This window comes from Roseateles sp. GW821-FHT02E12 (assembly GCF_059421665.1).
The window spans coordinates 1,253,291-1,266,370 of sequence record NZ_JBWKVK010000002.1 but is presented as its reverse complement, the minus strand read 5'-3'; the positions used below and the strand labels follow the sequence as shown (position 1 = coordinate 1,266,370).

Sequence of the window (13,080 nt, the reverse complement as noted above, 5' to 3'; positions counted from 1 at the left end):
GATAAAGCGGCCCAAAGACGACGGCCATCCTTAAAACTCAAGGTTTCAAAATCAGGCGGTGCGCCGTCTCGCCGGGCAGGAAGGGCAGCGCCTCGCCCGCCAGCCAGGCCGCATGGTCGCCACGGTAGAAGGGTGACATTGGGTGGCCGCTCTGGCCACCGGGGATGACGAGGATGCCGCGTTCCTCGTGGCCGGGCGAGACGACCATGCGCTCGCTCTGGCCATGGCCGTGGTTGTGCACGCGCGGCATGTGGCTGTCGCCGGCCATGCCCTGGGAGGCCTGGTCCAGCCAGCCGGCCAGCGGCGGCACGGCGGCGCTCAGCGGGTGGCGCATGCTGGTGGTGTTGTCGGCGCCCCAGGTTGCGGCGGCCAGGCTGCCGTATTTGTCGACAAGCTCCTTGCGGCTGTCCAGCACGGCGCGCTGCAGCAGTTCAGGCCAGCTCTTGAACGCGGCCGGCAGCGTGTCCGGCCGGCCGGCCTGGATCAACGCCCAGCCGGGGGTCTCGGGCACCAGCTTCAGGTCACTGAGCTTGAGCCCCTGGGCCTCGAGCATGCCGGCCAGCGGCGCGAACAGGCTCTTGAGCGCCTGCAGGCGGAAGGACCGCACGAGCAGATAGCCGACGGCATCGGGCCGGGCGGCGTCGGCGCTCTTCTCAACCTCGGCGCGGTAGTCGGCCAGGCCGTTGGCGGCGACGAAATCAGGCGTCAGCACCTGCTCCAGCAGCAGCTTGCGCCAGCGTTGATGGAAGAGCGCGCGGTGATCGAGCTGGATGGCGTGCAGGCCGGCTTCGTCCAGCTTGTCCTGGGCGCGCAGGCCGTCGCGGATTTGCTGGCCGCGGGCGCCGAGGTCGTAGCCGCCGTTGCCCAGCGTCTTCAGTGCGTCGCCGCCCACCATGCGCGAGTTGGCCGTCCACAGCCGGCCATCGGCCGGGTCGACGATGCGCGGCTGCTCGGCTGCCGGCAGATAACCCTGCCAGCGCGAGCGGCCATCGCTCCAGTCCTGCGGGCGGTCCATGTCGCTGGCATCGCTCAGGCCCGTGCGCCGCGGCATGGCGCCGATGACGGTCCAGGCGATGCGCCCGCTGGCGTCGGCCACGACGAGGTTCTGCGCCGGCAGGCCGGCGCCCGCGGCGAGCTGCACGGCCTCGTCGACATTGCCGGCGGTCTCCATGTGCATCAGGCCCAGGTTCATGCCTTCGCGGTCGTGCGCCACCCAACGCAGCGCGTAGGCCTGGCCGCTGGGCGCCTTCTGCGACATGACGGGACCCCACTCGCTTTCGAGCACCACATGGTCGACAGCGGCTTCGCCTGCCACCTCGATTCGCTCGACGGCGCGCAACAGCGGCCTCTCCACGCCGCCGGCCAGGTAGTGCGTGCCCGCCGCGTTGAGCTTGAGCGTGACGACATCGGCCCAGTCCGAGGTCGTGTTCGTGAAACCCCAGGCCACGCGGCCGTTGCTGCCGACGACGAGCAGCGGCGCGCCGGGCAGGGTCGCGCCGGCCACGTCGTGGCTGCCGGCGGTGTCTTTCCATCTCATGCGTGCCTTGAACCAGGTGCCCGGCGTGCGCAGGCCGAGGTGCATGTCGTCCGCGACGATGGCCCGGCCCTCGGCGCCGTGCGCGGCGGCAACGGCAAAGTTGTTGCTGCCCAGGTCGCGCGCGTCGCGCAGGCTGCAGTCGCTGCAGGCCACCTTGGCCGCGCGCAGCACATCGGGCAAAGGCCCGGCCGGCAGGGGCACGGCGGCCACGCGGCTGTCATCCATCGCGGCCTGCCAGTCGGCGCTGTGCTGGGTCAGGAAGGCGTACCAGTCGGCCGGCACGGCGTCGTGCAGCAGGCCCGTGGCGACGTCGTCGCGGCCCTGGGAGCCCTGCAGGTCGAGGTACATGCCGTAGGCGACGAGAACAGTGTCCGCGGCGACCCAGGGCTTGGGCTGCTGGCGCAGCAACAGGTATTCGGGGGGGCGGCCGCCCAGGGCCGCGAGGCCGGCGTTGACGCCAGTGACGTAGGCATCCAGCAGCGCACGCTCGTCGGCCGGCAGGGCCGCGATGCCGGCTTCGGCGCGGTGGCGGAAGCGGTGCATGCGGCGCGCCTTGTCCAGCGGCAAGGCCTTGGCGCCAACCAGGGCCGACAGCTCGCCGGCCGCGTTGCGGCGCATCAGGTCCATCTGGAAGAAGCGCTCCTGGGCATGCACGAAGCCCAGCCCGCGCGCCACGTCGAGGCGGCTCTCGGCGGTGAGGGTCAGGTAGCCACGCGCATCGCGCTGCGCCTCGGCCGGGGCGCCCAAGGCCGCCACGGTGCGCTCACCATCCAGCTGGGCCAGGCTGCTGCGCAGGGCCAGCCAGAGCGCCAGGGCGAGCAAGAGGATGACCAGCAGCAGGCCACCCAGGATGCGCTTGAGCCACCTCATCAGAATGCCCCTGGATAGCTGCCGCCGTCCAGCAGGATGTTCTGTCCGGTCAGGTAGCCGGCATGGGCGCTGCACAGCATGGCGCAAATGGCGCCGAATTCCGCCGCGGTGCCAAAGCGCTGGGCAGGAATGGCAGAACGGCGCTTGGCGGCAACCTCGTCGACGCTGGCGCCGGTCTTTGCCGCGCCGGCCGCCATGGTCTTTTTCAGGCGGTCGGTGTCGAAGGCGCCGGGCAGCAGGTTGTTGATCGTCACGTTGGCGCCGGCCAGGCGCGGCTGGCGGGCCACGCCGGCCACGAAACCCGTCAGGCCCGAGCGTGCGCCGTTGGACAGGCCCAGCACGTCGATGGGTGCCTTCACGGCACCCGAGGTGATGTTGACGATGCGGCCGAAGCCGCGGGCCGCCATCGCGTCGACGGTGGCCTTGATGAGCTCGATGGGCGCCAGCATGTTGGCGTCCAGCGCCGCAATCCACTGCTCCCGGCCCCAGTCGCGAAAGTCGCCGGGCGGCGGGCCGCCGGCGTTGTTGACGAGGATGTCGACCTGCGGGCAGGCGGCCAGCGCCGCCGCGCGGCCTTCAGGCGTTGCGATGTCGCCCGCCACGGCACGCACTTCGACATCCGGGTTCAGCACTCGCAGCGCCGCGGCCGTCGCCAGCAGATCGGCCTCGCCCCGCGCCGTGATGACGACGTTGACGCCCTCGCCCACCAGCGCTTCAGCGCAGCCGCGCCCGAGACCCTTGCTCGCTGCGCAGACCAGCGCCCAGCGGCCCTTCAATCCCAGATCCATGTCAGCCCCCGGCGTGTTGATGCAGCGCGCATCATCGCCCGGCCGCGACCGGCTGGCGCCGACGTCACCGCCAGAACTTGCCGTCAGGCCCGACGATGGAAACGTCGGTGAACTCCAGCCCGTTGTGATCCTTGTCGGTGTAGTGCACCTGCAGGCCGCCAAGGTCGATGCGCGCACCGTCGAGCGCCTTGACGAAGTTCTCGCGGCTGGCATCCTTGCCGGCCTTCTTCAGGGCCTCGACCACCAGCTTGGCGGCCGCAAAGCCTTCCAGCTGGGCCGGCGTCAGCTCGCTGCGGCCGGCGGACTTGGCCAGGCCCAGGGCCTCGCGCACCAGCGGGTTGGACGTGGAGCGCTCGTACGGGAAGAGCTGGGTCACGACGATGCCGCGGGCGTTCTCGCCCAGGGCCTTCACGAAGTCGCTCGAGGCGTTGTTGGACAGCGTTGCGACGTGGGCGGTGGAGCCGGCCGCACGCAGTGCGTTGACGCCTTCGACGACGGCGTAGGCCGGGCCGATGAAGACGATGGCCTCGATGCCAGCCTTGGTGATGGCCTCCATCGTCGGCGCGAGGTCGGGCTTGTTGCGGTCGAAGCGCAGATGCGACAGCGCGCGCAGCTTCATGTCGTCCAGGCCCTTGATGGCGCCCTTGCCGGCGTCGTTGCCGAAGGGGTCGTTGACCTGCACGATGGTGATGCGCTTGACGCCGATGCCGGCCAGATGCTTCACAGCACGCTCGGCCTCCTTCTGGTAGCTGGCGCGCAGGTGGTAGACCCAGGGCTGCACGGGCTCGCGCAGGCTGATGGCGCCGGTGGCCGGCGCGATCAGCGGCAGCTTGTTTTCCTTCAGGACCGGCAGCATGGCCTCGGTCGGGCCGGTGCCGCGGCTCAGCATCAGGCCGAGCACGCCCTGGCTGGCCAGGGACTTCGCAGCGGCCACGGCAGTGGCCGGGTCGTATTTGTCGTCCTGGGTGATGAGCTCGATGTTCTGGCCCTTGATGCCGCCCTGGGCGTTGATGGCGTCGAAGTACAGGCGCGCGCCCTCGGCGCTCTCCTGCACGATGCCGGCCACCGGCCCGGAGAAACCGGCCACCATGCCGATGCGCAGCGTGCTCTGCGCGAACGCAGCACCCGTACCGATACAGGCGGCGAACAAGACCGCCAAGCCAACCCAACGCTTCACTGTTTTTCTCCAGGCCAAGCGCCAGAGGGGCGCGTTCTGGCGGCGGATTGTGAGGCCAGCCCCCCCGCTGCCAGCAGGCCCCACGCCCCAGGAAAAACCCGGGCTTCACCGGGTCCAAATGCGCATTTCGACCGCTTTTGGCGGGCCTACACTCTGGCCGCCTTTGCACCGCCCCCTGCGCCTAACGCAGCGCCACCTCGGCGCCCACCTGGCACCCACCTCCGCGCCCATCCATGCCGGAAAGCCCTTTGCCACCGCCTGCCGCCCGCCCGCCCCAGCCACCCGCGCATCTGTTCGGCTGGCAGCGCAATTCGCTGACCTTCGCCGTCGTGCTGGCCCTGCTGCTGGGCCTGCTGATGCCCACGACGGGTGTGCTGCTGTACGACGGGCAAAAGACCCGCGCGACAGCAATGGAGGACCTCAAGCGCGACCTGGCCCGCGCCACCGAGGTGATGGCCCTGTCGCTGGCCGAGCCGGTCTGGCAGGTGTCGCCCGACCTGGCCGACCCGATGGTCAAGGCTCAGATGGACGACCCGCGCTTCGTGTCCGTGCAGGTCGTGGAGCCGGCTTCATCGGCGCCCTTTCTGTCGCAGCAGCGCCCCGGTGATCAGGGCGACGCCGACCTGGTGCTGAGCCAGACCCGCCCCATCCAGCGCGATGGCCGCGAGATTGCCAAGCTGACGGTGCGCATGAGCGCGGCGCCGCTGCTGCAGGCCAAGCAGGCTGAGGTCTGGCGCACCGTCTGGCGCAGCGGCCTCACGCTGACGCTGTCCCTCGTGCTGATGCTGTGGGTGCTGCAGCGCTTCGTGCTGCGCCCGATGACCGAGCTGACCGGTGCGGCCGAGGCGCTGGCCGCGGGCCGGCTGGAGCAGCCCCTGCACGTCGGCGGTGCGGACGAGATTGCACGCGTGGGCGTTGCGATGGAGCGCATGCGCCAGGCCCTGCTGTCGGCTTTCGAGGCGCTGCGCCAGCACAACCTCAACCTGGAAGAGACCGTGGCCCAGCGCACGGCCGAGCTAACGACCAGCAACGCCGAGCTGCACGACGCGCTCGACACGCTGCAGAAGGCCCAGCGCGAGCTGGTCGAATCGGAAAAGCTGGCCTCACTGGGCCGGCTGGTGGCGGGCGTGGCGCACGAGCTGAACACGCCGTTGGGCAACGCGCTGACCGTCGTCTCGGCCCTGGACGACCGCTACAAGCAACTCGAAATCATGCTGTCGGGCGGCGTGCAGATGCGGCGCAGCACGCTGGAAGAACTGGCACGCGACACGCGGCGCGGCCAGGACATCCTGCAGCGCAATGTGCAGAAGGCCGCCGACCTGGTGCGCGACTTCAAGCAGGTCGCCATCGACCAGACGGCCGACCTGCGGCGCGACTTCGATCTCGCCAAGGTCGTCGAGGACGTGCTCGTCATGGTCGAGCCCAGCTTCAAGCACACGCCCTTCGTCATCGGCACCGATCTCTGCCGCGGGCTGACGATGAACAGCTACCCCGGCGCGCTGGGCCAGGTGCTGACCAATCTGCTGATGAATGCGCTGCTGCACGGCTTCGACGGCCTGGAGCAGGGCCACGTGAAGGTGCATTGCGCGCGGCTCGACGCGAACGAGGTGGAGCTCAGCGTCAGCGACGACGGGCTCGGCATGGACGAGTCGGTGCGGCGACGCATCTTCGACCCCTTCTTCACCACCAAGCTCGGCACCGGCGGCTCGGGCCTGGGCATGCACATCGTGCACAGCATCGTGATCAACGTGCTGGGTGGCCAGATCGACGTGCGCTCGACGCCCGGCCAGGGCACGCAGATGCTGATGCGCCTGCCGCTGATCGCACCTTTGCGCGCCAGCGGCGAGGGCTCAGACGTTCATTGAAATCACGGCGCCCCTCGTCCAAGGAGTACCTTGGCCGGTCCCCCTAGGGGACGGCGATGCTTGCGGCATCGAGCCGCAATCACATCGCTAGTGCGGGCCTGCTCGGGAGCGGCCCAGCGCTTGGCCCGCAAAGTCAGTTAGACGCTGCGGAAGCAGGCACCGAGGCGGCGTTCACCGCCGCCGTGACGGCTGCCGAAGCCGCCTCGGAAGCCGCAGGCTCATGGCTGCCGGCCGCCACGTCGTGCTTCTCGCCGCTCAGGTCGATGTTGCCGCCGCTCTTGGTCAGGATGTACAGCGCCAGTGCGGCAAAGGCGATAAAGCCCACGATCAACTTCCACATGCTCGGATCTCCACAGGTTTGAACTGCGGCGCATTCTGGTGCCCGAGGCTGACGCTCAACTGAAGGCCATGCTCGCGCGGCCGCCCTCGTCGGTGCTGTAGTTCAGCGCGTGGGCTCGGCTTGCGAAGTCCACGCGCAGCTCGGCCCAAGCGCCGGCGTGCTGCCAGCGCAGGTGCAGCGTGTCGTCGCCACTGCCCAGCAGCTCGAACTTCCCACCGAAGGCCGGGTGGCTGTTGCGCAGGCGGATCAGGTCGATGAGGCGGCGCACCACGGGCCGCTCGCAGTCGCTCGCGATCTCGGCCTCGCTGTAGTGGTGCCGGTTGATGTCGCGGCCGACCTGGCTGCGTGCGAGCAGGTCCATGTCGTTGTGGCCGGCCAGCAGGCCGACGTAGTAGACCTGGGGCACGCCGGGCAGGAAGAACTGGACGGCGCGCGCCAGCAGATAGGCGGTTTCATCGCGGCCCATCGCATCGAAGAAGGTGCAGTTGACCTGGTAGAGGTCGAGGTTGCTGGCCGCAGCACCGGTGGCGCGCCGGCTCTCGCCGTTGCTGGCGGCGTGGATGCGTTCGACGAGGGCGTCCAGCTCCTCGGGCGGCACAAGGCCCGGATGAGCCGCGCGGTCGCTCGCGTCGGCACCGATGTCGATGATGCCGATGCCGTCGTGGGTGTCGAGCACGGTCAGCGCGTTCGTCGGGCGGATGGCGATCCAGCGCTTCAAAGCCGTGGCCGTGCCGAAGGCAAAGGCATGCAGCACCAGCGGCGGCAACGCGAAGTCGTAGACCCAGTCGACCCTGGACGCGATCTCGATCTGGCGCTGGTGGTAGGCGTGGATCTCGACCAGCACCTCGATGCCCAGCGCCCTCGCCTCCTGCGCGAACTCGCCGATGAACTCGAAGGTCTCCGGCATCATGAAGCAGCTCGCACCGGCCTTCTTGATGGCGTAGCCCACCGCGTCCAGACGCACCATGCGGATGCCGTTGTCGGCGAAGGTGCGCAGGATGCTGGTCAGATAGGCCCGGCCTTGCGGGTGGCGCACGGCGATGTCGATCTGCGCGGCGGTGAAGGTCGTCCACAGCATGCGCCGCTCGCCGGTCTTCAGCGTCACCGGCGTCAGCGGCAGGCCGGGGCGGGGGCGATAGACGGCCAGCAGGTCCCGCTCGCGGGCACCCTCGGGGAAGACGGCGTCCAGCGTCAGGAACAGGCCGGCGTAGGCCGAAGCCTCGCCCTTCTCGGAGTAGTCGAGGAACTGCGGCGACTCGCCGGACATGTGGTTGACGATGACATCGGCCATCACGTCCAGGCTCTCGGTCAGCGACTTCACGTCGCCCCAGGCACCCAGGCGCGGGTCGACTTGCGTGTGGTCGATGGGGTCGAAGCCCGCATCGGCACCGTCGATGGCATGGAAAAAGGGCAGCAGATGCACACCGCCGAACACGCCCTGTAGCGGCGAGTCGGGCTGCGAGAGGAGGTTCTTCAGCCGCACCAGGTCGGCGCCGTCGAGCCGCCCCCCGAGGCGGTCGACGTAGGTGATGAGCTGGACTTGGTTTTTCATGAGGAGGACTAGCCTAGATACGGCAGTTGGGCACGCCCGAGGGGCTGGCGAGGCGGACCGTTGGCAAGGCGCGACGACGAAGTGGGCCGCTGCCCACGAGGAGAAGCAACGCCGCCAGCGGGTCGAAGCGCCAGACCAGCGGGCGTGCAGCGCTGTTCATCGAAGTGGTGAGCACGGCCAAATGGGCAAGGTGTTGAGGCATCGAAGCTTTCGAGGAATGGCGAGCGGTCAACTGCCGGATCTAGGCTCAGTCTTGACGGCCAGCACACACAGCGCGGCGATGGCCAGCAGCACGCCAGCGAGGCGGATGACGTTCTCGGGGCGGCTGCCGAGCAGGCTGTCGTAGAACAGCGGCAGCGTCACCGCCTGGATCAGCATCGGTATGACGATGAACATGTTGAAGATGCCCATGTAGACCCCAGCCCGCTCGGGCGGGATGCTGCCGGCCAGCAGCACGTAGGGGTTGCCCATGATCGAACCCCAGGCCAGGCCGATGCCCACCATGGGCAGGAAGAGCCAGGCCTTGTCGTGGATACCGGGCAGTGCCCACATGCCGGCGGCCGCGCAAGCGAGCGCGAACGCATGCACCCATTTCGCGCCCAGGCGCTTCGTGAACGGCACCATCGCGAAGGCGGCGACGAAGGCGACGGCGTTGTAGAAGCCGCCGACCTGGCCGTTCAGCAGCGCCGCGTCGCGAAAGCCCGGGCTGTGCGGGTCATCGGTGCCGAAGACCGTGGCGGCCAGCGTGGGCACGACGTAGATCCAGTAGCACATCATTCCGTACCACTGAAACAGCGCCATCCACCACAGCCGCCGCATCGTCGAAGGCATCTCGCGCAGGGCAGACCAGATCTCCGCCAGCGCCGGGGCCATGCCGCGCGGCAGCGCGCGCAGGCGGGCGATCTCTTCGGCCGGCAGCGGCAGCTCGGGCACCTTGCGCACCGACCACCACACCGTCGTGAACGACAGCAGCGCGCCGACGATGAAGGCCAGCGTCGTGACGACCGGGATGCCGTTGGCGCCCAGCGCGTCCTTGTTCATGCCGAAGGCGACGAGCAGGCTGGGCGTGAGGTAGGCCAGCGTCTGCGCCAGGCCCGTGAACGAGGCCTGCGTGAGGAAGCCGCTGGCGTGCTGCTCCTCGCGCAGCCGGTCGCTGACGTAGGCGCGGTAGGGCTCCATCGTCACGTTGTTGGCGGCATCCAGGATCCACAGCAGGCCGGCCGCGAACCACAGCGCCGGGCTGAACGGCATGGCCAGCAGGCCCAGCGAGCAGAGCAGCGCGCCGATCAGGAAGTAAGGCGTGCGCCGGCCGAGGCGGTGCGTCGTGCGGTCGCTCATGGCGCCGATGACGGGCTGCACCAGCAGGCCGGTGATAGGGCCGGCCAGCCAGAGGTAGGGCAGGTCCTTGCCCTCGGCGCCCAGCATCTGGTAGATCGGGCTCATGTTGGCCTGCTGCAGGCCGAAGCTGAACTGGATGCCGAGGAAGCCGACATTCATGTTCACGATCTGCGAGAACGACAGGTGGGGTTTGTTCATGGCTGCGCATCCTCTACGGGCAGCGCGTTCAAGGCCTCGCGCCAGGAGGCCAACAGGTCCGCGTCATCCGGCAGCGGTCCGCGCACGCCACAGATCATCGCGGCGTAGCGATTCGCCAGATGCAGGGTTGCGCCTAGCTCACGGCCCAGCGACAGCCCGGCCAGCAGCATGGCCGTGAAGCCGTCCCCCGCGCCGACGCTGTCGACGAAGTCGGGCTGCGCCACGCCCTCCCCGCGGGCCAGCAGGCTGCCGTGCTCGCCGTACAGGGCATACCCCGCCGCACCGCGTGTGACCAGCAGGCCCTGCAGCGCGAAGCGAGCCATCAGGTCCGGCAGCCCGGGCTCGAACCAACCGAGCAGACGGTCGAGTTCGTCCTCGTTGATCTTGACCCAATCGGCCAGCATCAGCGACTCCGCTGCCAGTGCCGGCGCGTCGGTGCCGGGCCGCAGGTTGAGGTCCAGCAGGCGCGGCCCCGCGGCACGTTTGACAACGGCCCGGATCGCCTCGCGAGACACCGCGTGGCGCTGCGCGAGGCTGCCGAAGTAGATGATGCCGGGGCCCACGTCACCGGGGTGCTCGAGGTGGTCCCAGGCCGCATCGGCATGGATCTCGAAGCGGTGGCCGCCGCCCTCCTCGTGCACGCTGACCCGCCCGGTGGCATGCGCCGCATCGCGCTGGATGCCGGCCGCGGCCAGGCCGAAGCGCGCGGCGCTGTCCAGCACCAGGCGGCCGGCGGCGTCGTCGGCGCCGATACGGCTGACGAAGCGCACCGGCGCACCTAGCGCCGCGAGCGAGCGCGCCACGTTGAAGGGCGCGCCGCCGGCGACTGGGCCGTCGTGGAACTCGTCCACGAGGGCTTCTCCGAGCACGAGGATGGGCGTGGCGGGCATCGTGCTCAGAAGGTGTAGCGCAGCGAGGCCTTCACCGTGCGGCCGGTGTAGGCGCGGGCAGCGCCGCGGCCATCGTTGCTCTCGGTGTAGGCCAGCTCGTTGAAGAGGTTGTTGGCCGCCAGCGAAAGCGTCGCGCGGTCGGTGATCGCATAGCTCGCGAAAGCGTTGACGACGGTGTAGGCCGGCAGCGTGATGGTCAGCGGTCCGGTCGGACCGTCGTCCAGGCTCTTGGTCGTGCCGATGATGCCGACGCCAAAGGTCAGCTCGTCGCTGAAATTGACCGTCGGCGTGAGCTGATAGACCACCTTGGCCTGGCGCTTGGGCGCACGGCCGTCGGCCTGCTTGGCATCGGTGTAGGTCAGCCCACCGAGCAGCCCGACGACGCCGAACCTGGCCGACGCCTCCAGCTCCAGGCCGTTGCTGCGGTAGCTGTTGGCCTTGGCGACGATGGGATTGGTCGTCACGTCGACGTTGACCTCGTCGGTCTTGGCATGGAAGAGCGTAGCGAACAGGCTCATGCCGTTGCCGCGCACCTTCACGCCGGCTTCGAGCTGCTTGACCTTGTTCGTCGGGATGGTCGGGCTCTTGCCGTTGACGAGGTTGGGGTTGTTGAAGAAGGTGATGCGGTCGGCGTTGTAGGCGGCGCCGTCGGCGTAGCGGGCAAACACCGACAGGTCCTTGTTGAGCGCGTAGTTGCCACCCAGCGAGTAGGACGTGCGGCCGAAGTCATAGTCGATGACGTTGGGCTTGGTCAGGTCGTAGGCCAGGCCGGCGTTGGACTGGTAGTAGGCGCCGCTGGCCTTCTGGCGATCGTGGCGCAGGCCGAAGTCGGCCGACAGCGGGCCGGACTCGAAGTTCAGCACGAGGTAGGGCGAGCTGGTCGTGTACTTGCTGTCCTGCGTGTTGCTGCAGCAGCCGCCGAAACCGGGTGCGCCGTTGGTGACGCCCGGCACGTTGAGCAGGCGGGCGCCGCTCTCGTCGGCAGAGAGCGAGTACTGGTTGAAGTTCCACGTCAGGTCCAGCTTCTGCACCGAGGTGTAGAGGCCGGCCACGGCGCTGACGCGGCTGCCACCGCCGAGGTTGAAATCGCGCGAGAACTTCAGGTCGTTGGCCACCAGGCCGGCGTCGTCGACCTGGGTGTTGAAGACCACGGCGGTGAATTTGCTGCCGGTGTAGGTCTTGCCGGCGTCGGGGCCGGTGGCGATGGTGGTGCCGGCCGGCGCCGCGGCCACGTCGTCGCCCGGGAAGATGCCGATGAAGCGGCCCGAGTTGCGGCTCCAGGAGAACTTGTCCTGCAGCCGGAAGCCACCGCCGGCATCGAGGTCGAACTCGGCGCCGAAGGCGTTGCTCTTGGCCTTCAGGCCGTCGCGGATGTTGCTGGTGGCGCGGCCGTTGGTGTTGGTGAGCGTGTTGTCCATCGGCCAGCCGGCGTCGTAGAAGGCCGTGCGACGCGGATCGAGGCCGGGAATCTCCTGGATGCTGCTACCGACGTACTTGACCGGCGTGGGCATGAAGGTGGGCGTGTGGTCGTCCAGGTGCTTGAAGCTGAAGCGCACGAAGCTCTTGCCTTCCAACTCGAAGGTCACGTTGCCGCGCACCTGGCCGCCGTTCTCGGCGCCGTCAGCACCCTTGCGGCCGCCGTCGCCCATGCGGTAGAAGCCCCCGACGAAAAAGCGTGTCTTGGGCGCAAGGCGGCCGCCGTAGCCGTAGTCCACACGGGTCTGGTCGAAGTCCAGGCCCTTGGTCAGCTGGATGCTGCCGCCCTGCTCCAGGCCGGTCTTGCTGATGAAGTTGATGATGCCGCCCGGCGCACCGGTGGCCAGCACCGCGGCAGAGCCGCCGCGCACGACCTCCAGCCGCTCGAAGGCGGCGTCGGCACGCAGCCAGGTGTCGGGCGTGGCGAAGGCGATGTCGCCGAACTGCAGCACCGGCAGGCCGTCTTCCTGGAACTGGATGTAGCGCGCACCGCCGGCCGAGACCGGGATGCCACGCACGGCGACGTTGGCATTGGACTCACCGCCGCTGGCCTCGGCGCGGATGCCGGGCACGGCACGCAGCACGTCGGTCGCGCTGGCGGCCGTGATGGTGGCGACGCCCTCGCTCTCGATGGTGGAGATGGCGACGCTGGAGCGCATCTTGGACTTGGCCGACGAGGTGCCGGTGACGACGACGGCGTCGAGCTTGAGGCCGTCGGCTGGCTCGGCAGCGCCGGGCTGGGCTTGCTGGGATTGGGCAGCGGCGCTCAGCAGCGCGAGGGCTGCGGCGATAGCCAGTGGATGGCGGCGGCGCGAGTGCGCGAGGTGCGGGTGGGGCGTGGGCATGGTGTCTCCTGGTTGTCGGTATCCGGACGCCTTCTTCGAGGCGGGGCGGGCGCAGTGCCGAGGCGGCAGGCCCGCGTCCGTGCCGTCATTCTGTGCTCGCTTCGCGTTTTTTTGCAATCGATTGCAAATCAGTAGAAATGCCTATTAACTGAACATCCAAGCTCTACGCCGCAAAGTCTTTGATAACGATAGGCAGGCTGACCA

At 69.1% G+C, this 13,080-nt stretch carries 10 protein-coding genes; 1 reads left to right on the top strand and 9 read right to left on the bottom strand.

Annotated elements, in window-relative coordinates; genetic code table 11:
• Positions 1-37: 37 nt before the first annotated feature.
• From AC07V5_RS16575 to AC07V5_RS16565, 3 genes are all read right to left on the bottom strand, one after another.
• On the bottom strand, positions 38-2,407 hold the full coding sequence (locus tag AC07V5_RS16575) for a penicillin acylase family protein (protein ID WP_495116773.1): 2,370 nt from the start codon (positions 2,405-2,407) through the stop codon (positions 38-40).
• Positions 2,407-3,195 carry an SDR family oxidoreductase gene (locus AC07V5_RS16570; RefSeq protein ID WP_495116772.1) on the bottom strand — a complete coding sequence of 263 codons (789 nt, stop codon included), beginning with the start codon at positions 3,193-3,195 and terminating at the stop codon, positions 2,407-2,409. Before AC07V5_RS16570 ends, AC07V5_RS16575 begins: the two co-directional genes overlap by 1 nt.
• A 64-nt stretch (positions 3,196-3,259) precedes the next feature.
• Positions 3,260-4,372 carry an ABC transporter substrate-binding protein gene (locus tag AC07V5_RS16565; RefSeq protein WP_495116771.1) on the bottom strand — a complete coding sequence of 371 codons (1,113 nt, stop codon included), beginning with the start codon at positions 4,370-4,372 and terminating at the stop codon, positions 3,260-3,262.
• Between the two features lie 233 nt (positions 4,373-4,605).
• On the opposite strand from AC07V5_RS16565, the gene AC07V5_RS16560 reads away from it, so the two are divergent.
• On the top strand, positions 4,606-6,237 hold the full coding sequence (locus AC07V5_RS16560; RefSeq protein ID WP_495116770.1) for a sensor histidine kinase: 1,632 nt from the start codon (positions 4,606-4,608) through the stop codon (positions 6,235-6,237).
• A 133-nt stretch (positions 6,238-6,370) separates the two neighbouring features.
• Here the strand turns inward: AC07V5_RS16560 and AC07V5_RS16555 are convergent, their stop codons facing one another.
• From AC07V5_RS16555 to AC07V5_RS16530, 6 genes are all read right to left on the bottom strand, one after another.
• Positions 6,371-6,577, bottom strand: coding sequence for a hypothetical protein (locus tag AC07V5_RS16555; protein ID WP_495116769.1), 207 nt, complete (start codon positions 6,575-6,577; stop codon positions 6,371-6,373).
• A 55-nt stretch (positions 6,578-6,632) separates the two neighbouring features.
• Complete coding sequence (gene gtfA, locus AC07V5_RS16550; RefSeq protein WP_495116768.1) at positions 6,633-8,129, bottom strand: sucrose phosphorylase; 1,497 nt, start codon at positions 8,127-8,129, stop codon at positions 6,633-6,635.
• A 13-nt stretch (positions 8,130-8,142) separates the two neighbouring features.
• The gene (locus tag AC07V5_RS16545) at positions 8,143-8,289 is read right to left on the bottom strand and encodes a hypothetical protein (protein WP_495116767.1); all 147 of its coding nucleotides are present in this window, start codon (positions 8,287-8,289) and stop codon (positions 8,143-8,145) included.
• 68 nt (positions 8,290-8,357) lie between these two features.
• Positions 8,358-9,665: an MFS transporter gene (locus tag AC07V5_RS16540; protein WP_495116766.1), complete on the bottom strand. Its 1,308-nt coding sequence runs from the start codon at positions 9,663-9,665 to the stop codon at positions 8,358-8,360.
• A complete protein-coding gene (locus AC07V5_RS16535; protein WP_495116765.1) occupies positions 9,662-10,555 on the bottom strand; it encodes a PfkB family carbohydrate kinase in 894 nt (297 codons plus the stop codon). The genes AC07V5_RS16540 and AC07V5_RS16535 overlap by 4 nt, the downstream gene beginning before the upstream one ends.
• A 5-nt stretch (positions 10,556-10,560) precedes the next feature.
• On the bottom strand, positions 10,561-12,876 hold the full coding sequence (locus AC07V5_RS16530) for a TonB-dependent receptor (RefSeq protein WP_495116764.1): 2,316 nt from the start codon (positions 12,874-12,876) through the stop codon (positions 10,561-10,563).
• Positions 12,877-13,080 lie beyond the last annotated feature (204 nt).